The organism is Herbaspirillum hiltneri N3, from assembly GCF_001267925.1.
Classification (GTDB): Bacteria; Pseudomonadota; Gammaproteobacteria; order Burkholderiales; family Burkholderiaceae_D; genus Herbaspirillum; species Herbaspirillum hiltneri.
Genome location: NZ_CP011409.1, coordinates 3,639,580 through 3,660,740 on the forward strand (window position 1 = coordinate 3,639,580; position 21,161 = coordinate 3,660,740).

Below are 21,161 nucleotides of genomic sequence, written 5' to 3' on the forward strand. Positions count from 1 at the left end.
TGTTTCGAAACGTCGTACCGAATTGCTTCCTGGCGCCGGCGCTGCATGCTTCAGCAGCGCCGTCGCTTTGTTGCTTTAATTGCTGATCTTGGAGACCGACACGTGCTTCAACAGATCGCTAACCGAAGTCTGCATGGTGTCCGTCACCGGAGCCGGATACAGACCCATCACCAGCACGGCAATCGCCAGCAGACCGAGGATGAAGAATTCGCGCTTGTTGACGTCGGTCAGTTCCGCCACATGATGATTGGTCACCGCGCCGAAGATCACGCGCTTGGTCAGCCACAGCGAGTAAGCCGCACCCAGGATCAGGGCAGTTGCCGACAGCAGGCCGATCCAGAAGTTGAACTTGACTGCGCCCAGGATCACCATGAATTCGCCGACGAAACCGGAGGTCGCAGGCAAGCCGCAGTTGGCCAGCGAGAACAGGATGAAGAACGCTGCGAAGCGCGGCATCTTGTTGACCACACCGCCGTACTGGGCGATTTCACGGGTATGCATGCGGTCGTACAGCACGCCGATACACATGAACATCGCACCGGACACGAAGCCGTGGGAAATCATCTGTGCGATACCGCCCTGCACCGCCATGTCGTTGAACATGAAGAAGCCCAGCGTGACGAAGCCCATGTGGGCGATCGACGAGTACGCCACCAGTTTCTTCATGTCCTGCTGCACCAGCGCAACCAGACCGATGTAGATCACGGCGACCAGCGACAGCGTGATCATGAAACCGGACAGCGCATGGCTGGCGTCGGGAGCGATCGGCAGCGAGAAACGCAGGAAACCGTAAGCACCGAGCTTCAGCATGATCGCAGCCAGCACGATCGAACCGCCGGTAGGCGCTTCCACGTGGGCGTCAGGCAGCCAGGTATGCACCGGCCACATCGGCACCTTGACCGCAAACGCCATCAGGAATGCGAAGAACAGCAGTTTTTGCTCGATCATCGACAGCGGCAGTTGATGCCATGTCGGGATTTCGAAGCTGCCGCCGGACACGATGTACAGATAGATCAGCGCGATCAGCATCAGCAGCGAACCGAGCAAGGTGTACAGAAAGAACTTGAACGCCGCATACACGCGGTTGGCGCCGCCCCACACACCCACGATGATGAACATCGGGATCAGGGTCGCTTCGAAGAACACATAGAACAGCATGCCGTCGAGTGCCGAGAACACGCCAATCATCAGGCCCGACAGGATCAGGAATGCGCCCATGTATTGGCCGACGCGCTTCTGGATCACTTCCCAGCCGGCCAGCACCACGATCACGGTGATGAAAGCGGTCAGCGGAATGAACCACAGCGACAGGCCGTCAATACCGAGGAAGTAGCTGATGTTGAAACGATCGATCCAGGGCGTCTTTTCGACGAATTGGTAACCGTGGGCGGCGGCATCGAAATGCAGCACCAGCGGGATAGTCACCAGCAAGCTGACGACGGCGCCGAGCAGCGCCAGCCAACGCGCGATGGATGGATTGTCGTCACGGCCCACGGCCAGGACGAGTACGCCGAACGCGACCGGACACCAGATCGCGAGGCTAAGGAGAGGAAAAGTTGACTGCATCATGGTTGTTATCTTCTTACAGCTTATTTGCCAAACGGAAACGGCATGAACCAAACCAGGAAACCCAGCACCCCGATAATCATCACGAAAGCGTAATGGTAGATGTAACCGGATTGCCACAGGCGCGTGACCTTCGAGAACCAGTTGACGACCTTGGCGCTGCCGTTGACGACCAGGCCGTCGATCAGGCCCTTGTCGCCGATAGTCCACAGGCCGGAGCCCAGCATGCGCGCGCCGCCGGCAAATACGACGTCATTGAACTTGTCCATGTAGTACTTGTTGTCCAGCAAGGTGTAGATCGCGCTGAACTTGTCCTTGAACCAGGCAGGAACGCGCGGGTTAACCATGTAGAAGTAGTACGCCGTCACCACGCCGGCAATCGCCAGCCACAGCGGCGCGGATGTCAGCGAATGCACCGCCATCGCGATCGGACCATGGAATTCATGCGCCAGCTCTTCGAGAGCCTTGTGGTTTTCGCCGACGAAAATCACGTTCTTGAAGAAATCACCGAAGACCAGCGGCGAGATCGCGAAGAAACCGATGATGACCGATGGAATGGCCAGCAGGATCAGCGGCAATGTCACCACAAGCGGCGACTCGTGCGGCTTCTGGCCCGGGGCCAGACCGTGATGTTCGTGGTCGTCGTGCGCATCGTCATCATGGCCGTGCGCATCGTGTGCATGATCGTCGTGCGCACCGTGTGCAGCAGCAGGTGCATGATGATCATCATGGCCATGTGCATCGGCCTTGCCGAAACGCTCTTCGCCATGGAACACCATGAAGTACATGCGGAACGAATAGAACGCGGTCACGAACACGCTGGCCAGCACGGCGAAGTAGGCAAAACCGGAACCCGCCAGATGGGATTCGGCGGCAGCTTCGATGATGCTGTCCTTCGAATAGAAACCGGAGAAGAACGGCGTGCCGATCAGCGCCAGGGAACCCAGCAGCGACGTGATCCAGGTGATCGGCATGTATTTGCGCAGGCCGCCCATGTTGCGCATGTCCTGGTCATGGTGCATGCCGATGATCACGGAACCGGCGCCGAGGAACAGCAGCGCCTTGAAGAATGCGTGCGTCATCAGGTGGAATACGGCGACCGAATAAGCCGAGGCGCCCAGCGCGACGGTCATGTAACCCAACTGCGACAGTGTCGAATATGCCACCACGCGCTTGATGTCGGTCTGCATGGTGCCGAGGAAGCCCATGAACAGCGCGGTGATTGCGCCGATCACGAGAATCACGGACAAGGCAGTGTCGGACAGTTCGAACAGCGGCGACATGCGGGTCACCATGAAGATGCCGGCGGTCACCATCGTCGCCGCGTGAATCAGCGCGGAAATCGGGGTCGGGCCTTCCATCGAATCAGGCAGCCAGACGTGCAGCGGGAACTGCGCAGACTTGCCCATCGCGCCGACGAACAGGCAGATACATGCCACGGTCAGCAACATCCAGTCGGTGCCCGGCAACGTCAGCTGAGCCAACTCGCCGCGCTTGGCAAACACTTCGCCGTAATTCATGGAACCGGCGTAGGCCAGCAACAGGCCAATGCCGAGGATAAAGCCGAAGTCGCCGACGCGGTTGACCAGGAAGGCCTTCATGTTGGCCTTGATCGCGGTCGGACGGGTGTACCAGAAACCGATCAGCAGATAGGAAACCAGGCCCACTGCTTCCCAGCCGAAGAACAGTTGCAGGAAGTTGTTGCTCATGACGAGCATCAGCATCGAGAACGTGAACAGCGAGATGTACGAGAAGAAGCGGTTGTAGCCGTCATCGTCTTTCATGTAGCCGATGGTGTAGACGTGCACCATGAGGGACACGAAGGTCACCACGCACATCATCATCGCCGTCAGGCTGTCGATCAGAAAGCCGACTTCCAGCTTCAGTCCGGCCACCGTCATCCAGGTGTACAGCGTGCCGTTGTAGGTCGCGCCGTCGATTACCGCCAGCAAGGTCTGGACGGAAATGATCAGTGCGATCAACACGCCGAGGATGGTCGCCGTGTGCGAAACCTTGCGGCCGACTACATTGCCGAAGAACTTCGTCCCGAGCAGGCCTGCGATCGCAGAACCGGCCAACGGCGCCAGTGGTACGGCCAAAAGAAGATGTGGGTTAAGTTGCCCCGCCATGATGAACCTTATCGCTATTTGGGTTCTCTTCGAATCGGGAAGATTCTCGGAGAACACCCATCTTTAAATGAAATTTACATTCAATCCATGTGCACTGCGAATGCACCAACACTCAAAACCAAGCTCAACCGATCCGCTTATCCCTTGAGCGTGTCCAGATCTTCCACGTTGATGGTGTCCAGATTACGGAACAGCACCACCAGGATGGCCAGGCCGATTGCGGATTCCGCAGCCGCGACCGTGAGGATGAAGAACACGAAGATCTGCCCTGCCGCATCGCCGAGGTAATGCGAGAAGGCGATGAAGTTCATGTTCACCGCCAGCAGCATCAGTTCGATTGCCATGAGCAACACGATGACGTTCTTGCGATTGAGGAAAATGCCGACGATCGAGATCGCGAACAGGATCGCGCCGAGGATCAGATAATGCGAGAGCGAGAGAGTCATGATTGCGCGCCCCTTAGGATTGTTGTTCCGCGCCCGATGCCTGTGCATCGTCGCCGGTGTTGCGGGTGGATTCTGCCTTCATCTTGACCAAGCGAACGCGATCGGTGCTCTTGACCTTGACTGCATCAGCCGGCGAGAAGTACTTGCTGTCCTTGCGGCGACGCAGCGTCAGCGCCACGGCGGCCACGATGGCGACCAGCAGGATCACGGCAGCGACTTCAAAGGCGTAGACGTATTCGGTGTAGATCTGCATGCCCAGCGCCTTGGTGGTGCCGATGGTATTGGCTGCAGCCGGCACTTGCGCTTCCGGCGCCCAGAAACTGCGCAGCAGCACCGCCGCCATTTCCAGGACGATGATCACGCCGATGGTCGCGGCCAGCGGGAAGTATCCCCAGAAGCCCTCTCGCATCTTGTCGAGATTGATGTCGAGCATCATCACCACGAACAGGAACAGCACCATCACCGCGCCGACGTAGACCAGCACCAGCACGATGGCGAGGAATTCCGCCTTCAGCAACATCCAGATACCGGCCGCAGAAAAGAAGGCCAGCACGAGGAACAGGGCCGCATGCACCGGATTGCGGGCCGTAATGACGCGTAATGCGGCGAGCACGAGGACCACCGAAAACGCATAGAACAAGACAGTTTTAAATTCCATAATCAACCAAAAAGTTGGCTAAACCAGCATCAGATCATTCGATCGCCCGATCCATCGATCAGGCTATCCAACGAGCCTCAGACCCGATCATCTCAGCGGCACGCACCAACCTGCACGCATGCCGTCCCGAACTCAATCAACGATATGCAGCGTCTGCAGTACGTGCAGCGGCAATTTCATTTTCGTAACGATCACCAACGGCCAGCAGCATTTCCTTGGTGTAGTACAGATCGCCGCGCTTTTCACCGTGGTATTCCAGGATGTGCGTTTCAACGATCGAATCGACCGGGCACGATTCCTCGCAGAAACCGCAGAAAATGCACTTGGTCAGATCAATGTCGTAACGCGTGGTGCGGCGCGAACCGTCATCACGCTGTTCCGATTCGATCGTGATCGCCATCGCAGGGCAAACCGCTTCGCACAGCTTGCAGGCGATGCAGCGTTCTTCACCGTTCGGATAGCGGCGCAAGGCGTGCAGACCGCGGAAACGCGGCGACTGCGGCGTCTTCTCTTCCGGGAATTGAATCGTGATCTTGCGCGCGAACAGGTAACGGCCGGTCAGGGCCAGGCCCTTGAACAGCTCCCGCAACATCAGGCTGCCGAAAAAATCCTTAATAGCTTCCATGCTTCTCACCTCAGCCTTTACATTACTTCCAAATATTCCACGAGGTCTGCATCCAGGTCGCAACGATCACCAGATACACCAATGTCAGCGGAATGAACACTTTCCAGCCCAAACGCATGATCTGGTCATAGCGGTAGCGCGGGAACGATGCGCGCACCCAGATGAACAGCGACACGATGAAGAAGGTCTTGATGCCCAGCCAGATCCAGCCCGGAATGAAGTCCAGGATGCTCAGCGGCGATGCCCAGCCGCCCAGGAACAGCAGCGCGGTCAGGATCGAAATCAGCCACATGTTGGCGTATTCGGCCAGGAAGAACATCGCGAACGACATGCCCGAGTATTCGATCATGTGACCGGCCACGATTTCGGATTCGCCCTCAACCACGTCGAACGGGTGGCGGTTGGTTTCAGCGATGCCCGAGACGATGTAGATCACGAAAATCGGCAGCAGCGACAGCCAGTTCCACGACAGGAAACCGAGGCCGTGATCGGCGAAGTAACCCTTGCCCTGGCTGGTGACGATGTCGATCAGGTTCAGGCTGCCGGACACCATCAGCACGATGACCAGGCAGAAGCCCATCGAGATTTCGTACGACACCATCTGCGCCGAGGCGCGCATGGCGCCAAGGAACGCGTACTTCGAGTTGGACGCCCAGCCGGCGATGATCACGCCGTAGACTTCCATCGAAGTGATCGCCATGACGAACAGCAGACCGGCATTGACGTTGGCGATGACCGCTTCCGGTCCGAACGGGATCACCGCCCAGGCGGCTAGCGCCGGCATGATGGTCATGATCGGCGCGATGAAGAACAGCACCTTGCTGGCGCGCGCCGGCGTGGTCACTTCCTTGAAGATCAGTTTCAGCGCATCGGCAATCGGTTGCAGCAGACCGGCAGGACCGACGCGATTCGGACCGAGACGGACGTGCATCCAGCCGATCAGCTTGCGCTCCCACAGCGTCAGGTAAGCAACGCAGCCCAGCAGCGGCACCATCACGACCAGAATCTTCAGCAGGCTCCAGACGAAGGTCCAGACATACGGCCAGGCCGTACCCAGATACGTGGGGCCGACTGCGTTGATGTTGGCAATCAGTTGATCCATTACGCTTTCTCCACAACGATTGCGCCGAACATGCTGCCCAGATTGGCGGTGCTTGCATGGGCGGCTGCTACTCGTACGACGTTTTCCGGCAAGGTCTTGTCGATGGCTGCAGTCAGCAGCGCGCTGCCCTGCCCTTGCTTGACGCTGACGCGATCGCCGGCGGCGATGCCGAGTTTTTGCGACAAGGCCGACGACAGCCATGCCTTCGGCGCCTGGCCGTCTTGCGTTTGCAGCAGCGCCGGCGAACGGCGTGCGATGGCATCGGCAAAATGGATAGGCACGTCGGCCAGGCGTTCCAGCGCGCCGTTGGCGGCAACGCCGCCTGCTTGCGGGGCCAGCTTGGCGAGGTTGTTCAGGCGAGCCGACAGATCGGTTTCAGTGCCGATGACTTCGGCGCGAATCGATTCCGACGTTTCGTAGTCGAAATTCTGCAGACCGAGCAGATTGCCCAGGACGCGCAACACCTTCCATGCCGGACGGGCGTCGCCCAGCGGCTTGACGGTGCCGTTGAAACTTTGCGCACGGCCTTCGGCGTTGACGAAAGTGCCCGAAGTTTCGGTGAACGGTGCGATCGGCAGCAACACGTCGGCATAATCGGCGCCGTGCTTGAATGCCGACATCACGACGACCATTTCGGCTTGCTTCAGCGCGGCGGCGGCGGCCTGCGCATCGTGGCTGTCGAGTTCCGGTTCGGCGTTCAGCAGCAAGTAGGCCTTGCGCGGTTGCGCGAAAGCCTGCAGCGCGTTGGCGCCGTCCTTGCCTGGGATCGCGTTGGCGAGGTAACCGCCGACGGCGTTGCCGCCCTCAGTCAGGTAACCCAGCTTGGCACCGGTTTGTTCGGCGATCCATTGCGCGGCGGCGTGCAGTTGCGATGCTTGCGGATGTTGCGCAGCGGCGTTGCCCAGCAACACGGCCTTGGACGTGCCGGACAGCAGGCTGGCTGCGGTCTGCTTGGCTTCCTGCGACGCTTCGATGTTCTCGAAGCCGGCCGGAGCAGCTATACCCTTGGCTTGCGCCACGGCGGCAACGACGCCGCTCAGTGCTGCCAGCCATGCGGATGGCGCCGCGATGATCTTGTTGGCGACCGGCATCAGCAGGTCGTCGTCGGCGGCGTGCAGGACGCTGATCTTGGCGCCGCTCTTGACTGCCTGGCGCAGACGCGCGGTCAGCAGCGGATGATCCTTGCGCAGGAACGAGCCGATGATCAGGGCGCGATTCAGTTCAGAGAATTCGACGATGGACATGCCCAGCCATGGATTGACCTGGTGGTCCAGCGCGAAGTCGGATTGACGCAGGCGGAAATCGATGTTTTCCGAACCCAGGCCGCGCACGACTTTTTGCAGCAATGTCAGTTCTTCCAGCGTCGAATACGGTGTACCCAACGCCGCGATGGCGCTGGCGCCGTGTTCGTGGCGGATATTGCGCAGGCCGTGTGCGACGTATTCCAGTGCAACTTGCCATTCGACTTCCTGCCACTTGCCGTCTTGCTTCAGCATCGGCTTGGTCAGGCGCTCTTCGCTGTCCAGCGCTTCGTAGGCGAAGCGGTCCTTGTCGGAAATCCAGCATTCGTTGACTGCTTCGTTTTCCAGCGGCAGAACGCGCATGACCTTGCCGCCCTTGACCTGAACGATCAGGTTGGCGCCGAGGCTGTCATGCGGGCTGACCGACTTGCGGCGTGACAATTCCCACGTACGCGCAGCGTAGCGGAACGGCTTCGATGTCAACGCGCCGACCGGGCACAGATCGATCATGTTGCCCGACAGTTCGGAGTTGACGGTGTTGCCGACAAAGGTGGTGATCTCGGAGTGCTCGCCGCGACCCAGCATGCCCAGTTCCATGACGCCGGCGACTTCCTGGCCGAAGCGCACGCAGCGTGTGCAGTGGATGCAACGGTTCATTTCCTTCATGGAGATCAGCGGACCGACGTCCTTCGGCGGCACGACGCGCTTTTCTTCTTCGTAGCGCGAAGTGGAACTGCCGTAGCCGACCGCCAGATCCTGCAGCTGGCACTCGCCGCCCTGATCGCAGATCGGGCAATCCAGCGGATGGTTGATCAGCAGGAATTCCATGACGCCTTTTTGCGCCTTGACCGCCTTGTCGCTCGCGGTACGAACGATCATGCCCGCCGTGACCGGGGTCGCACAGGCAGGCAAAGGCTTCGGCGCCTTTTCGACGTCGACCAGACACATGCGGCAGTTGGCCGCAATGGATAATTTTTTGTGATAACAAAAATGAGGAATGTAAGTGCCGACCTTGTTGGCAGCATCCATAACCATGCTGCCTTCTTGCACTTCAACTTTTTTGCCGTCTATTTCGATTTCAACCATGGCTTTTTGCCCAAGCTAAGTATTCTTTTGACCTTGAAGACATGCGCCCTGCCTTGTCGCCGTTCGCATGTCTTGCCGTGCTGCTTGCCGCTTAAATATAAGCCGGCACCGAGCAGTGTTTGTGCTCGATGTGATACTCAAATTCTTCGCGGAAGTTCTTGATGAAAGCTCGCACCGGCATCGCCGCCGCATCGCCCAGCGCGCAGATGGTGCGGCCCTGGATGTTGTCGGCAACCGAATTGAGCACATCGAGGTCTTCCAGCTTGCCGTGACCGTTTTCGATACGCTCGACCATGCGGTACATCCAGCCTGTGCCTTCGCGGCACGGCGTACATTGACCGCAGGATTCTTCGTAGTAGAAATACGCCAGGCGCAGCAGCGACTTGACCATGCAACGCGTTTCATCCATGACGATGACCGCGCCCGAACCCAGCATCGAGCCGGCCTTGGCGATGGCGTCGTAGTCCATGGTGGTTTCCATCATGACGTCGCCGCGGATCACCGGAGCGGACGAACCGCCTGGAATCACCGCCTTGAGCTTCTTGCCGCCGCGCATACCGCCAGCCAGTTCCAGCAGCGTCGAGAACGGCGTGCCGAGCGGGATTTCATAATTGCCCGGACGCTCGACGTCACCGGAGATCGAGAAGATCTTGGTGCCGCCGTTGTTCGGCTTGCCGATGTCGGCGTAGGCTTGCGCGCCGATCTTGAAGATGAACGGGACAGCTGCGAAGGTTTCGGTATTGTTGATCGTGGTCGGCTTGCCGTACAGGCCGAAGCTGGCTGGGAACGGCGGCTTGAAGCGCGGCTGGCCCTTCTTGCCTTCCAGCGACTCCAGCAACGCAGTTTCTTCGCCGCAGATATAGGCGCCGTAACCATGGTGGCCGTGCAGCTGGAAGCTGAAATTGGTGCCGAGGATGTTGTCGCCCAGGAAGCCCGCAGCGCGCGCCTCTTCCAGCGCTTCTTCAAAACGCAGGTACGCGTCGAAGATTTCGCCGTGGATGTAGTTGTAGCCGACCGTGATGCCCATTGCGTAGCCGCCGATGATCATGCCTTCGATCAGCGAGTGCGGGTTGTAGCGAATGATGTCGCGGTCCTTGAACGTGCCCGGTTCGCCTTCATCGCTGTTGCAGACCAGGTACTTCTGTCCTGGGAACTGGCGCGGCATGAAACTCCACTTCAGGCCGGTCGGGAAACCCGCACCGCCGCGACCACGCAAGCCCGAAGACTTGAGCTCGGCGATGACTTGTTCAGGAGTGATGTTTTCAGCCAGGATACGCTTGAGCGACTCGTAGCCGCCACGCTTGACGTAATCCTCCAGGTGCCAGTTCTGGCCATCCAGATCCGCCAGGATCAGCGGTTTGATATGACGATCGTGCAGACAAGTCATTTCTTGAGTTCCTCCAGCAGCGCGTCGATCTTGTCGTTCGACATCCAGCTGCACATGCGGTGATTATTGACCAGCATGACAGGTGCGTCGCCGCATGCGCCCATGCATTCGCCTTCGACGATCGTGAACTGACCGTCGGCGGTGGTTTCCTTGTAGCCGACACCGAGCGTGTGCTTCAGGTGATGCGCCGCACGGTCGCCGCCAGACAGCAGGCATGGCAGATTCGTACAGACGGTGATCTTGTGCTTGCCCTGCGGGCTGGTGTTGAACATGTTGTAGAACGTGGCGACTTCCTGCACGGCCACCGCAGGCATGCCGATGTAGTCGGCGATTTCCTGTTGCAGCTCGGCAGGCAGCCAGCCGTGTTCGTCCTGCGCAATGCGCAGCGCGGACATGACGGCCGACTGGCGTTGATCCGCCGGGTATTTCGCGAGTTCGCGATCGATTTTCTTTAGAGCGTCTTGACTTAACAGCATATCGTTGGCCATCCGTGCGCATGGTTTTTTGAGAACCCGCGCGGGTTTATCGGATATTCCCCAGAACCTAATGGGTTTTCAAAAACATCCAGAGACCGGCTTTACCGGTCGATTTCACCAAACACAATGTCTTGCGTGCCGATGATGGTTACGGCATCGGCAATCATGTGACCCTTGGCCATCTCATTGAGACTTTGCAAATGCGCATAACCGGGCGCACGGATCTTCATGCGGTAAGGCTTGTTGGCGCCGTCCGACACGAGGTAGATGCCGAACTCGCCCTTCGGATGTTCAACCGCTGCATACGTTTCGCCCGGCGGCACGTGGAAGCCTTCGGTGAACAGTTTGAAGTGGTGGATCAGGTCTTCCATGTTGGACTTCATGTCCACGCGCGGCGGCGGTGCAATCTTGTGATTGTCGATGATGACCGGACCCGGGTTGTTGCGCAGCCACTCGACGCATTGCTTGATGATGCGGTTCGACTGGCGCATTTCTTCCACGCGCACCAGGTAGCGGTCATAGCAGTCGCCGTTCTTGCCGACCGGGATGTCGAAATCGAGCAAGTCGTAGACTTCGTACGGCTGCTTCTTGCGCAGATCCCATTCAATGCCCGAACCGCGCAGCATCGGACCGGAAAAGCCCATTGCCATCGCACGTTCCGGCGAGACCACGCCGACGCCGACCAGACGCTGCTTCCAGATGCGGTTGTCGGTCAGCAGTGTTTCGTACTCGTCGACGTATTTCGGGAAACGGTTGGTGAAGTCTTCAATGAAGTCCAGCATCGAGCCCTGGCGGTTTTCATTGAGTTGCTTGATGGCCTTGTCGTTGCGGATGATCGACGCCTTGTACTGCGGCATCGTGTCCGGCAGGTCGCGATACACGCCGCCCGGACGATAGTAGGCTGCATGCATCCGTGCGCCGGACACCGCTTCGTAGCAATCCATCAGGTCTTCGCGTTCGCGGAAGGCGTACAGCAGCACGCCCATCGCGCCGACGTCCAGACCGTGTGCGCCGATCCACATCAGGTGGTTCAGCAGGCGGGTGATTTCGTCGAACATGACGCGGATGTACTGGGCGCGCAGCGGCACTTCGATGCCGAGCAGCTTCTCGATGGCCATGACGTAGGCGTGCTCGTTGCACATCATCGACACGTAATCGAGACGGTCCATGTACGGAACCGATTGCAGGTAGGTTTTTTGCTCGACCAGCTTTTCGGTGCCGCGATGCAGCAGACCGATATGCGGGTCGGCGCGCTGAATGACTTCGCCGTCCAGCTCGAGCACCAGACGCAGCACGCCGTGCGCCGCCGGATGCTGTGGACCAAAGTTCAGCGTGTAATTCTTGATTTCAGCCATTATTTAATCCCGTAGTTTTCTTCACGAATGACACGCGGCGTGATTTCACGCGGCTCAATCGTTACGGGTTGATAGATCACTCGTTTCTGCTCGGCGTCGTAACGCATTTCGACATATCCCGACACCGGGAAGTCCTTTCGGAACGGATGACCAATGAAGCCGTAGTCGGTAAGGATGCGGCGCAAGTCGTCGTGACCGTCGAACAGGATGCCGAAGAAGTCGAAGGTCTCGCGCTCGTACCAGTTGGCGGCGGACCAGATGTTCATGACCGAGGCCACCAGCGGCAGCTCGTCGTCCGGCGCAAAAACGCGCACGCGAACGCGCCAGTTATGCGTGAGCGACAGCAGATGCGAGACCACCGCAAAGCGCGGACCATCCCAGACGCCGTCGCCGTACGTCGAGTAGTCGACGCCGCACAGGTCCATCAATTCTTCGAAACGGGTATCGGCGTGATCGCGCAGAACGCGCATCGCCGAGAGATAATCGGTGGACTTGACCACTACCGTGATCTCACCCAAAGACACTGTCAAATTCTGAAGATACCCTCCAAGCGCATTGCGCAAGGCAGCTTCGAGAGTTTCCAATTTTGTAGTCATACTGACCCTTCCACTCTCTTAGCGCGCAATGGTATTGGTGCGCTTGATCTTATTTTGCAGCTGGATCACGCCATACAGCAGCGCTTCAGCTGTCGGCGGGCAGCCTGGAACATACACGTCGACCGGCACGATGCGGTCGCAACCGCGCACGACGGAATACGAATAATGATAGTAGCCGCCGCCGTTGGCACAGGATCCCATCGAGATCACCCAGCGCGGCTCGGCCATCTGGTCGTACACCTTGCGCAGGGCCGGCGCCATCTTGTTGCACAGCGTGCCGGCAACGATCATGACATCGGACTGACGCGGCGACGGACGGAACATGATGCCGAAGCGATCCAGGTCGTAGCGCGATGCGCCGACGTGCATCATCTCAACCGCGCAGCACGCCAGACCAAAGGTCATCGGCCACATGGAGCCGGTACGGGTCCAGTTGATTACCTTATCCAGCGAGGTGGTAACAAACCCTTCGTTTAATACGCCTTCAATTGACATGGCTCACTCCCAATCCAGGGCACCCTTTTTCCAGATGTACCAAAAACCGACAACAAATTCAGCGATGAACACCATCATCGTGATGTAGCCAGACCAGCCCAGGTCGCGCATGGAAACGCCCCACGGGAAGAAAAATGCAGTTTCGAGATCAAACAGAATGAACAGGATGGCGACGAGGTAATACCGCACATCGAATTTCATGCGGGCATCTTCAAAAGCTTCAAAGCCGCATTCGTAAGGAGAGGTCTTTTGCGCATCAGGCCGGTGAGGACCGAGCAAACGACCGAGTAACTGAGGAGCGACACCAACACCGATGCCGACTAGGATAAACAACAGAACTGGAAAGTAATTTTCGAGGTTCACGATTTGGCGTAGGTTTGTTGATAATTAGCGGAATGATTCTCAATATCAAACAGCTTTTTCCTCGACAAAAAGCCAGCTCGGGACTTAGTCCTTTGCTGGCTTTTCTCGGTATTTCATGGTGCCGACGACGAGACTCGAACTCGTACAGCTTTCGCCACTACCCCCTCAAGATAGCGTGTCTACCAATTTCACCACGTCGGCTTGAGACTGCAATTGTAACCCGTTTTGATGCTCTTGTTCAATGCACAATCGCACTAAAACTTCACAAACTGCTTTAAGTTTTGCGCATTATTACACTCTGCGCAAAAGACTATTTCGGAATCTGATTCGATTGATCTGCAGGATTAGCAGGAGCTGCGGCGGGAGCGCCCGATGCAGCCGGTGTTGCCGGAATTGCCGCTGCCGGAGCAGGCAGATTATCCATGACGCCGCCGGATTGCGAAACATGATGATTGCCGACGAATGCCAGCGCGAGAGTGGCCGCAAAAAAGATCGCGGCAGCGATGCCGGTCGACTTCGACAAGAAGTTGGAAGAACCCGTGGCGCCGAACAAGCTGCCCGACGCGCCCGAACCGAACGCCGCCCCCATATCCGCCCCTTTGCCGTGCTGCAGCAGAACCAGACCGATGATAGTCAGCGCCGCGAGCACCTGAACGACAACAATAACAGTAAATAAAGTATTCATATAGCCATCTTAAATTAAAACAACAAACAATCAGTTGCCCTGGGCAGCCTGGACAATCGCCAGGAAATCCGCCGCTTTCAGAGCCGCGCCACCAATCAGACCACCATCGATATCCGACATGGCCAGCAGTTCCTTGGCGTTATCGGGTTTCATGCTACCACCGTAGAGGATTTGCACCCTGACGGCGGCGTCAGCATTTTTCGCAGCCAGGCGTGTGCGCAACATCGCGTGCACATCCTGCGCCATGGCGGGCGTCGCCGTCTTGCCCGTGCCGATGGCCCAGACCGGTTCGTACGCCACCACAATCTTTTGTACGTCGGCGACATCCAGCGCCGCCAGCACCACATCGAGCTGGCCGCCGACGATGTCGTTGGTGCGCCCTGCTTCGCGCTCCGCCAGCGTCTCGCCGACGCAGACCACAGGCGTCAGACCTGCCTTCAGCGCCGCCGCCGTCTTGGCGGCGACCGCCGCGTCGTTTTCGCCGTGATAGGCGCGACGCTCGGAGTGGCCCACGATGGCATATTTACAGCCGAATTCAGCCAGCATGGCTGCCGACACTTCCCCTGTATAGGCGCCGCTTGCATGGGCGGAAACGTCTTGCGCGCCCAAGGCAAGCGAGGAGCCGGCAACGGCCGCCTGCACTTGCGCCAGATAAGGAGCAGGCACGCATACGGCGACATCGGCATTGGCGCTGACGAGACCGGCCCGGATATCGGCGACCAGAGCGGCGTTGGCAGCGAGGCTGCCATTCATTTTCCAGTTACCGGCAACTAATTTACGGCGCATAAAAGGGAGAGCCAAAGGACGAATTAAGGGGAGAATTCTGAATAACCCCGCATTCTATCGCGCCGCGGCAAACCCGGTCAAACCAAACGCCGGGGTATCTGGCCCTTCCGCAGTTTTATTTAATCCAGCGCAAGCATGATCTTGCCGACATGCGCACTCGATTCCATGAGCGCGTGCGCCTGCGACGCCTGCGCCAGCGGGAAAGTCTTGTAGATCACCGGTTTCACCTTGCCGCTGGCGAGCAGCGGCCAGACGCGCTCCTGCAATTGATGAGCGATGAACGCCTTGAACTCCACCGGACGCGGGCGCAAGGTCGAACCCGTCACCGTCAGGCGGCGACGCAGGATCTGGCTCATGTCCAGTTGTCCCTTGGCGCCGCCCAGCAAGGCGATGATGACCAGCCGGCCGTCGTCGGCCAGGGTCTTGATTTCGCGCGGCAGGTAATCGCCCCCGACCATGTCGAGGATGACGTCGACGCCGCGGCCTTCGGTGACCGCCTTGACGGCTTCTTCGAAATCTCCGGTACGGTAGTTGATGGCCAGTTCCGCTCCCAGAGCTTCGCAGGCGCGGCACTTGTCATCCGAGCCGGCGGTCGCGAACACGCGATGCCCCAGCGCCGCCGCAATCTGGATCGCGGTCACGCCGATGCCCGACGAACCGCCCTGCACCAGCAGGGTTTCGCCTGGAGCAAGGCGCGCCCGTTCGAACACGTTGCTCCAGACGGTGAAAAAATTCTCGGGCAGCGCCGCTGCCTGCAGCGCGCTCAGGCCTTGCGGCACGGGCAGGCATTGCGCCAGCGGCGCAGCGCAGTATTCGGCGTAACCGCCGCCCTGCACCAGCGCGCACACCAGATCGCCTTTTTTGAACGTGCTGCCGCTGAGGTCGCCATCCACAATTTCGCCGGCGACTTCCAGCCCCGGCAGGTCCGAAGCACCCGGCGGCACCGGATAGTTGCCCTGGCGCTGGAATACGTCCGGACGATTGACGCCGGCGGCATGGACCTTGATCAGGATTTCGCCGTTTTTAAGCTGCGGCAGTGGCCGTTCGCACAACTGCAGTACTTCAGGCCCGCCGAATTCGGTAATTTCAATTGCCCGCATGTTTTTCCTTTGACGCCGCGACGGCGTCAGCAATGACGAACCGACTGTTTACAGCGATGCGGCCGCGCGCGCGGCGGTATCGTACAAACCGGAGGCGCTGCGCAACAATTGCGCGGCCTCGCCGATCGCCTGGTTCTGGATGCCGCTGTCGACCTGCACCTCGATCAAGCAGCGCTCACGCACTTCCTTGTAGCGCATGCAAAGCTGCTGGCCCTCGTCGGTAGTCGAGAACAGCAATTCCTTGCCGGCCTTTTCGCTCTTCACGTAACCGGCCTTGACCAGTTTCTTGAGCGCATAAGTGACAACATGCGTATCCTCGATATTCAGGACAAAACAAATGTCCGCGAGTTTCTTCTTGCGTTCGCGGTGGTTCACGTGATGCAACAAAGAGACCTCGATTGCCGTCATATCTTTAGCACCCGCAGCCATCATGCAGCGCATCATCCAGCGATTGAACGCATTGCCTGCCATGATCAGGGCATATTCCAGCTCGGACAGCTCTGCGCTGCGCTCGGAAACGAGATGATTGGAAGAGACGATTTTGGTCGGAGATTTTTGTGTCACGGCCTGTTCCGGCGTGTTTTTAAGGGATTTGTCGCTCATAAGGGCTTTTCTATCGTGAAAATGTTCGTACAACCACGACACTATATAGCAATCTTAAATAAATAATTTATCTATATATTGTCTATACCTTGTCCGAAATGTATGATCCCTCGGGATTAACGGGCGCAAGCCTTCCAGCCAGATTCGGATGACAATGATTCAACCCCAACTCCACTTCCTCGGCGACGGCGCACTGCTGTGCAATCTGCCGCCGCCGGCCACCCTGGCGCATCAACAACGTATCTGGAGCATTGCCGATGCAGCGACGCAATGGCCGGAGGTGGCCGAGGTCGTGCCCGGCATGAACAACCTGACGTTGATCTTGCGCCGGCCGGTTGCCGACATGGACGCCGTCTCGAAGCGCATCCTCTCCAGCTGGAAACATGTCGACGCCGGCCAACTGAGCGGCCGCGACGTCGACATCCCGGTCGTGTATGGCGGCGCCGACGGCCCGGACCTCGACGTCATCGCTCGCCATACCGGCCTCTCGACAGCGGAAGTCATCCGCCGCCACAGCGAAGGCGAATACGTCGTCTACTTCATCGGCTTCATGCCCGGCTTCGCGTATATGGGCGGCCTCGATCCGCAACTTGCCACCCCGCGCCAGAACGAACCTCGCCTGACGATTCCCGCCGGCTCCGTCGGCATCGGCGGCGAACAGACCGGGATTTATCCGCTGGCGTCGCCTGGCGGGTGGCAACTGCTCGGACGCACGGCGTTGTCGCTGTTCGATCCGACACAAAATCCACCAACCCTGTTGCGCCCGGGCGATCGCGTCCGCTTCACCGTAGAACGGATCGCAAAATGATGGAAATCATCCAACCCGGCGTGCTGACGTCGGTGCAAGACCTCGGGCGTCCCGGCCATCGCCGGCTCGGCATCAATCCCGGCGGCGCACTCAATCCACTGGCGCTCAGCACCGCCAACCTGCTGGTCGGCAACGACGCCGGCGCAGCCGGCCTGGAAATCACCATGGGAGCCTGCGAACTGCGCTTCACCGCCGATACGCGCATTGCGCTCGGAGGCGACGATTTCGACGCGCGGCTCGACGATAAACCGCTGGCGCCATACTGGAGCATGCCGGTGCGCGCCGGCCAAACCCTGCGCCTGGCGCACGTCGGTCGTGGCGGCACCCCAGGCATGCGCACCTGCCTCGCGGTCGCGGGCGGCATTGATGTGCCGGTCATTCTCGACTCGCGCAGCACCGACCTGAAAGCAGGCTTTGGCGGACATCAAGGCCGCGCATTGCGCAAGGGTGATCGCCTGCCATTGGGCGATGCCGGCGTCAAAGCCAGCGGCCCCGCCTTCGGCGTGCGTTCGCCGCAGTGGAGCGGCCTCAGCGCGCAATCCAATGACAGCAGCAAACTGACCACGCTGCGCGTACTACCCGGCCCCGAATTCGAACAGTTCACGGTCGCCGCCCGCAACACGCTGTGTCAGGACAAGTGGCGCATCACGCCCAACAGCAACCGCATGGGCTATCGGCTGGAAGGCCCGGAACTGAAGCGCAAGCAAAGCCGCGACCTGCTCTCGCACGGCGTGGTGCCGGGCGTGATCCAGGTGCCGCCTTCCGGCCAACCCATCATCCTGATGGGCGATGCGCAAACCACCGGCGGCTATCCGAAGATCGGCGTGGTCATTGCGGCGGACATGTGGAAACTGGCGCAGGCCCCGCTCAACGGCTTGTTGCAACTGCAACTCTGCGATCTGGAACAGGCCTTGCATGCATGGGAAGAACAGCAGCGCTATCTGGCCCATGTCGAACAAACCGTCGCCGCGCTCGACTGGTCGCGCGCCACGCAATATCGCAAATAAGGACAGCTCATGCAAGGACAGCTCATGCACATCGATCTCAACGCCGATCTCGGCGAAGGCTGCGACAATGACGAACAGCTGCTGACCCTGGTCAGCTCGGCCAACATCGCTTGCGGCTGGCATGCCGGCGACGCCAACACCATGCGCCAAAGCGTGCGCTGGGCGATCCGGAACCACGTCGCCATCGGCGCCCATCCGAGTTTTCCCGATCGCGAAAATTTCGGCCGCAGCGCCATGAACCTGTCGCCCGAAGAAATCATCAGCGCCATGCTGTATCAATTGGGTGCGCTCGACGCCATTGTGCGCGCCGAAGGCGGCCGCATGGTGCACGTCAAACCGCATGGCGCGCTCTACAACCAGGCCGCCCGGGACCCTGTGCTGGCGCACGCGATCTGCTCCGCGATCCGCACCTTCAATCCGGAACTGGCGCTGTTCGGCCTGGCCGGCAGCGAACTCATCAGCGCGGCAAAACAAGCCGGCCTGACTGCGATAGAAGAAGTGTTCGCCGATCGCGCCTATAACGCCGACGGCAGCCTGGTCAGCCGCACGCTGCCCGGCGCCATGATCGAGGATGAAGCGCAAGCCATCGCGCAAACGATTTCATTCGTCAAGGACAAGCAGGTCACCGCCATCGACGGCAGCGTAGTCAAGGTCAACGCGCAGACCGTCTGCCTGCATGGCGACGGTGCGCATGCCTTGCAATTTGCCCGCCAGATTCGCACGCGCCTGGGCAGCGAGCACATCGCGATCCGTGCGCCGTCCTGATTTCGTTCCACCGTCGTTTTTGGTCGTTTTGTCGTTCTGGATTTTTCGTCGTCAGCAGTCAATTCACAATAACCATTCCTACTTGGGAGATAGTCCATGGATAGCTCGATTTTGCTACCGTTGATCGGGATTCCGATCGTCGTTGCAGGCTTCGCTTTTCGTTTCAATCCACTGCTGGTCGTTACCGTCGCCGGTCTCGCCACCGGCCTTGCAGTCGGCATGGATTTCGGCATGCTGCTGGAGACCTTCGGCGAGAAGTTCATCAACAGCCGCTCGCTGGCCGTGTATGTCCTGATCCTGCCGATCATCGGCCTGCTGGAAAGTTACGGCCTGAAGGAGCGCGCGCAAGATTGGATATCCAGCATGGCGAGCGCGACGTCGGCCCGCATCCTGATGCTGTACTTCATCCTGCGCCAGGTGTTTGGCGCACTCGGCCTGACCTATATCGGCGGCCAGGCGCAAACCGTGCGGCCTCTGCTTGCCCCCATGGTCGAGGGTGCTGCGACGGCGCGCTATGGCGACTTGCCGCAACACATCCGCGACAAACTGCGCGCCCACTCCGCAGCCTGTGACAACATCGCCGTGTTCTTCGGCGAAGACATTTTCCTCGCCTTCGGTGCGGTGCTGCTGATCGACGCCTTCCTCAAGGAAAACGGCATCACCAACGTTGAACCCTTGCATCTCGGCTTGTGGGCCATCCCAACCGCGATTGCGGCGTTGGCCATTCACATGTTCCGCCTGGTGCGTCTCGATGCCGGCATTCAGCGCGACGTCAATGCCTGGCAAAAATCCGAAGGAAAAGAGGTGACAGCATGAATACCCTTATCACGATCAACGAAATCTACTACCTCATCGGCGTCATCGTCATGCTGCTGGTCGGCATGACATTGCGCGACAAAGGCAACCCCAAACGCCTGACCACCGCGCTGTTCTGGTTTCTGTTCGGCTCGGTATTCCTGTTCAGCGACTTGCTGGTGTCTTCGCTGGGCAAACCGCTGGCTTACCGCATCATCGGCGTCGTGGTCATCCTGCTTTCGCTGATTGCCGGTTTCGGCCTGCTGTCGATCGGCACTTACAAGCAGCGCAGCGCCGAGCAACGTCAGGCCTCGGCCAATCAGTACGGCAACTGGATTTTTGTCCCGGCCATCCTGATTCCGGTGGTGACGGTGTTGTGCACCCTTCTGCTCAAGGGCGTGGCCATCGGCGGTGTCTATCTGCTCGACCAGAAGCAACTGACACTGGCGGCATTGTGCGTCGGCTGTATCTGCGCCATCCTGGCGGGCTGGAAACTGACCGGCGGCACGCCGCTGCATGCCGTGCGTGAATCGCGCCGGCTGCTCGACGCCATTGGCTGGGCTGCGGTCTTGCCGCAAATGCTGGCGATGCTCGGCGGCGTCTTCGTGGCAGCGCAAACCGGGAAATCAGTACAGCAGGTTGTCGGCCTGTTCGTCAATCCTGAAAATCGTTTCATGCTGATCGTGATCTACTGCGTCGGCATGGCGCTCTTCACCATGATCATGGGCAATGCCTTCGCTGCCTTCCCTGTCATGACTGCGGGTATCGCCCTGCCCTTCATCATCGTCGGTCAACATGCCGATCCGGCGCCGCTGGTAACCATCGGCATGCTGGCCGGTTATTGCGGCACGCTGATGACGCCGATGGCCGCCAACTACAACATCGTGCCGGCGGCGCTGCTGGAGCTCAAGGACAAGTACCAGGTCATCAAGGTGCAAATTCCTACCGGCATCACGCTACTGGCAGCCAATATCCTGCTGATGTATTTCATCGTGTTCCGTTAATTTGTCTTCCATTAATGCTAATCGCGGCCGGCCATTTGTTGCGCCGGCCGCGCGCAACAAATGGCCGGAAAAACACGCTCTGC

General features: G+C 59.2%; 22 protein-coding genes and 1 tRNA gene. 5 read left to right on the forward strand and 18 right to left on the reverse strand.

Features of this window, described 5'->3' with window-relative positions; translation table 11 throughout:
- Positions 1-75 precede the first annotated feature (75 nt).
- From F506_RS16605 to F506_RS16690, 18 genes are all read right to left on the reverse strand, one after another.
- Complete coding sequence (locus F506_RS16605; protein ID WP_053199252.1) at positions 76-1,569, reverse strand: NADH-quinone oxidoreductase subunit M; 1,494 nt, start codon at positions 1,567-1,569, stop codon at positions 76-78.
- Between the two features lie 20 nt (positions 1,570-1,589).
- Positions 1,590-3,695 (reverse strand): NADH-quinone oxidoreductase subunit L, encoded by a 2,106-nt coding sequence (gene nuoL, locus F506_RS16610; RefSeq protein ID WP_053199254.1) that lies wholly within the window; start codon positions 3,693-3,695, stop codon positions 1,590-1,592.
- 137 nt (positions 3,696-3,832) lie between these two features.
- Positions 3,833-4,141 carry an NADH-quinone oxidoreductase subunit NuoK gene (gene nuoK, locus F506_RS16615; protein ID WP_016832380.1) on the reverse strand — a complete coding sequence of 103 codons (309 nt, stop codon included), beginning with the start codon at positions 4,139-4,141 and terminating at the stop codon, positions 3,833-3,835.
- A gap of 13 nt (positions 4,142-4,154) precedes the next feature.
- On the reverse strand, positions 4,155-4,799 hold the full coding sequence (locus F506_RS16620; protein ID WP_053199256.1) for an NADH-quinone oxidoreductase subunit J: 645 nt from the start codon (positions 4,797-4,799) through the stop codon (positions 4,155-4,157).
- A gap of 136 nt (positions 4,800-4,935) precedes the next feature.
- The gene (gene nuoI, locus F506_RS16625; RefSeq protein WP_016832378.1) at positions 4,936-5,424 is read right to left on the reverse strand and encodes an NADH-quinone oxidoreductase subunit NuoI; all 489 of its coding nucleotides are present in this window, start codon (positions 5,422-5,424) and stop codon (positions 4,936-4,938) included.
- Between the two features lie 22 nt (positions 5,425-5,446).
- Positions 5,447-6,526, reverse strand: a complete 1,080-nt coding sequence (gene nuoH, locus F506_RS16630; protein WP_053199257.1) for an NADH-quinone oxidoreductase subunit NuoH — start codon at positions 6,524-6,526, stop codon at positions 5,447-5,449.
- A complete protein-coding gene (gene nuoG / locus F506_RS16635) occupies positions 6,526-8,853 on the reverse strand; it encodes an NADH-quinone oxidoreductase subunit NuoG (protein ID WP_053199259.1) in 2,328 nt (775 codons plus the stop codon). The genes nuoH and nuoG overlap by 1 nt, the downstream gene beginning before the upstream one ends.
- 91 nt (positions 8,854-8,944) lie before the next feature.
- Positions 8,945-10,240 carry an NADH-quinone oxidoreductase subunit NuoF gene (gene nuoF, locus F506_RS16640; RefSeq protein ID WP_053199262.1) on the reverse strand — a complete coding sequence of 432 codons (1,296 nt, stop codon included), beginning with the start codon at positions 10,238-10,240 and terminating at the stop codon, positions 8,945-8,947.
- Positions 10,237-10,728, reverse strand: a complete 492-nt coding sequence (gene nuoE, locus F506_RS16645) for an NADH-quinone oxidoreductase subunit NuoE (protein WP_053199263.1) — start codon at positions 10,726-10,728, stop codon at positions 10,237-10,239. The genes nuoF and nuoE overlap by 4 nt, the downstream gene beginning before the upstream one ends.
- An 89-nt stretch (positions 10,729-10,817) precedes the next feature.
- Positions 10,818-12,071 carry an NADH-quinone oxidoreductase subunit D gene (locus F506_RS16650; RefSeq protein ID WP_053199265.1) on the reverse strand — a complete coding sequence of 418 codons (1,254 nt, stop codon included), beginning with the start codon at positions 12,069-12,071 and terminating at the stop codon, positions 10,818-10,820.
- Positions 12,071-12,667, reverse strand: a complete 597-nt coding sequence (locus tag F506_RS16655) for an NADH-quinone oxidoreductase subunit C (RefSeq protein ID WP_053199267.1) — start codon at positions 12,665-12,667, stop codon at positions 12,071-12,073. Before F506_RS16655 ends, F506_RS16650 begins: the two co-directional genes overlap by 1 nt.
- A gap of 18 nt (positions 12,668-12,685) precedes the next feature.
- Positions 12,686-13,162, reverse strand: coding sequence for a NuoB/complex I 20 kDa subunit family protein (locus F506_RS16660; RefSeq protein ID WP_029363014.1), 477 nt, complete (start codon positions 13,160-13,162; stop codon positions 12,686-12,688).
- Positions 13,163-13,165: 3 nt separating this feature from the next.
- The gene (locus F506_RS16665) at positions 13,166-13,525 is read right to left on the reverse strand and encodes an NADH-quinone oxidoreductase subunit A (protein WP_029363013.1); all 360 of its coding nucleotides are present in this window, start codon (positions 13,523-13,525) and stop codon (positions 13,166-13,168) included.
- Between the two features lie 116 nt (positions 13,526-13,641).
- Positions 13,642-13,726: transfer RNA gene (locus F506_RS16670), tRNA-Leu, on the reverse strand.
- Between the two features lie 109 nt (positions 13,727-13,835).
- Entirely contained in the window at positions 13,836-14,210 is a 375-nt protein-coding gene (gene secG / locus F506_RS16675) for a preprotein translocase subunit SecG (RefSeq protein WP_029363012.1), read from the reverse strand.
- 30 nt (positions 14,211-14,240) lie between these two features.
- On the reverse strand, positions 14,241-14,996 hold the full coding sequence (gene tpiA, locus F506_RS16680) for a triose-phosphate isomerase (RefSeq protein ID WP_083457969.1): 756 nt from the start codon (positions 14,994-14,996) through the stop codon (positions 14,241-14,243).
- A gap of 119 nt (positions 14,997-15,115) precedes the next feature.
- Positions 15,116-16,096, reverse strand: coding sequence for an NAD(P)H-quinone oxidoreductase (locus tag F506_RS16685; RefSeq protein ID WP_053199271.1), 981 nt, complete (start codon positions 16,094-16,096; stop codon positions 15,116-15,118).
- Between the two features lie 48 nt (positions 16,097-16,144).
- A complete protein-coding gene (locus F506_RS16690) occupies positions 16,145-16,699 on the reverse strand; it encodes a winged helix DNA-binding protein (RefSeq protein ID WP_053199273.1) in 555 nt (184 codons plus the stop codon).
- Positions 16,700-16,853: 154 nt separating this feature from the next.
- On the opposite strand from F506_RS16690, the gene pxpB reads away from it, so the two are divergent.
- From pxpB to F506_RS16715, 5 genes are all read left to right on the forward strand, one after another.
- Complete coding sequence (pxpB, locus tag F506_RS16695; RefSeq protein ID WP_053199275.1) at positions 16,854-17,507, forward strand: 5-oxoprolinase subunit PxpB; 654 nt, start codon at positions 16,854-16,856, stop codon at positions 17,505-17,507.
- A complete protein-coding gene (locus F506_RS16700) occupies positions 17,504-18,514 on the forward strand; it encodes a 5-oxoprolinase subunit C family protein (RefSeq protein WP_053199278.1) in 1,011 nt (336 codons plus the stop codon). Before pxpB ends, F506_RS16700 begins: the two co-directional genes overlap by 4 nt.
- A 24-nt stretch (positions 18,515-18,538) precedes the next feature.
- Entirely contained in the window at positions 18,539-19,279 is a 741-nt protein-coding gene (pxpA, locus tag F506_RS16705; RefSeq protein ID WP_053201728.1) for a 5-oxoprolinase subunit PxpA, read from the forward strand.
- A 96-nt stretch (positions 19,280-19,375) separates the two neighbouring features.
- Positions 19,376-20,095, forward strand: a complete 720-nt coding sequence (locus tag F506_RS16710; RefSeq protein WP_053199279.1) for a DUF969 domain-containing protein — start codon at positions 19,376-19,378, stop codon at positions 20,093-20,095.
- Positions 20,092-21,078 (forward strand): DUF979 domain-containing protein, encoded by a 987-nt coding sequence (locus tag F506_RS16715; protein ID WP_053199283.1) that lies wholly within the window; start codon positions 20,092-20,094, stop codon positions 21,076-21,078. Before F506_RS16710 ends, F506_RS16715 begins: the two co-directional genes overlap by 4 nt.
- The last annotated feature ends 83 nt before the right edge of the window (positions 21,079-21,161 follow it).

Bases quoted from the DNA above. Each gene is read 5' to 3' on its own strand.
- F506_RS16605 (WP_053199252.1), bottom strand. From the start codon at position 1,569: ATGATGCAGTCAACTTTTCCTCTCCTTAGCCTCGCGATCTGGTGTCCG.
- nuoL (WP_053199254.1), bottom strand. From the start codon at position 3,695: ATGGCGGGGCAACTTAACCCACATCTTCTTTTGGCCGTACCACTGGCG.
- nuoK (WP_016832380.1), bottom strand. From the start codon at position 4,141: ATGACTCTCTCGCTCTCGCATTATCTGATCCTCGGCGCGATCCTGTTC.
- F506_RS16620 (WP_053199256.1), bottom strand. From the start codon at position 4,799: ATGGAATTTAAAACTGTCTTGTTCTATGCGTTTTCGGTGGTCCTCGTG.
- nuoI (WP_016832378.1), bottom strand. From the start codon at position 5,424: ATGGAAGCTATTAAGGATTTTTTCGGCAGCCTGATGTTGCGGGAGCTG.
- nuoH (WP_053199257.1), bottom strand. From the start codon at position 6,526: ATGGATCAACTGATTGCCAACATCAACGCAGTCGGCCCCACGTATCTG.
- nuoG (WP_053199259.1), bottom strand. From the start codon at position 8,853: ATGGTTGAAATCGAAATAGACGGCAAAAAAGTTGAAGTGCAAGAAGGC.
- nuoF (WP_053199262.1), bottom strand. From the start codon at position 10,240: ATGACTTGTCTGCACGATCGTCATATCAAACCGCTGATCCTGGCGGAT.
- nuoE (WP_053199263.1), bottom strand. From the start codon at position 10,728: ATGGCCAACGATATGCTGTTAAGTCAAGACGCTCTAAAGAAAATCGAT.
- F506_RS16650 (WP_053199265.1), bottom strand. From the start codon at position 12,071: ATGGCTGAAATCAAGAATTACACGCTGAACTTTGGTCCACAGCATCCG.
- F506_RS16655 (WP_053199267.1), bottom strand. From the start codon at position 12,667: ATGACTACAAAATTGGAAACTCTCGAAGCTGCCTTGCGCAATGCGCTT.
- F506_RS16660 (WP_029363014.1), bottom strand. From the start codon at position 13,162: ATGTCAATTGAAGGCGTATTAAACGAAGGGTTTGTTACCACCTCGCTG.
- secG (WP_029363012.1), bottom strand. From the start codon at position 14,210: ATGAATACTTTATTTACTGTTATTGTTGTCGTTCAGGTGCTCGCGGCG.
- tpiA (WP_083457969.1), bottom strand. From the start codon at position 14,996: ATGCGCCGTAAATTAGTTGCCGGTAACTGGAAAATGAATGGCAGCCTC.
- F506_RS16685 (WP_053199271.1), bottom strand. From the start codon at position 16,096: ATGCGGGCAATTGAAATTACCGAATTCGGCGGGCCTGAAGTACTGCAG.
- F506_RS16690 (WP_053199273.1), bottom strand. From the start codon at position 16,699: ATGAGCGACAAATCCCTTAAAAACACGCCGGAACAGGCCGTGACACAA.
- pxpB (WP_053199275.1), top strand. From the start codon at position 16,854: ATGATTCAACCCCAACTCCACTTCCTCGGCGACGGCGCACTGCTGTGC.
- F506_RS16700 (WP_053199278.1), top strand. From the start codon at position 17,504: ATGATGGAAATCATCCAACCCGGCGTGCTGACGTCGGTGCAAGACCTC.
- pxpA (WP_053201728.1), top strand. From the start codon at position 18,539: ATGCACATCGATCTCAACGCCGATCTCGGCGAAGGCTGCGACAATGAC.
- F506_RS16710 (WP_053199279.1), top strand. From the start codon at position 19,376: ATGGATAGCTCGATTTTGCTACCGTTGATCGGGATTCCGATCGTCGTT.
- F506_RS16715 (WP_053199283.1), top strand. From the start codon at position 20,092: ATGAATACCCTTATCACGATCAACGAAATCTACTACCTCATCGGCGTC.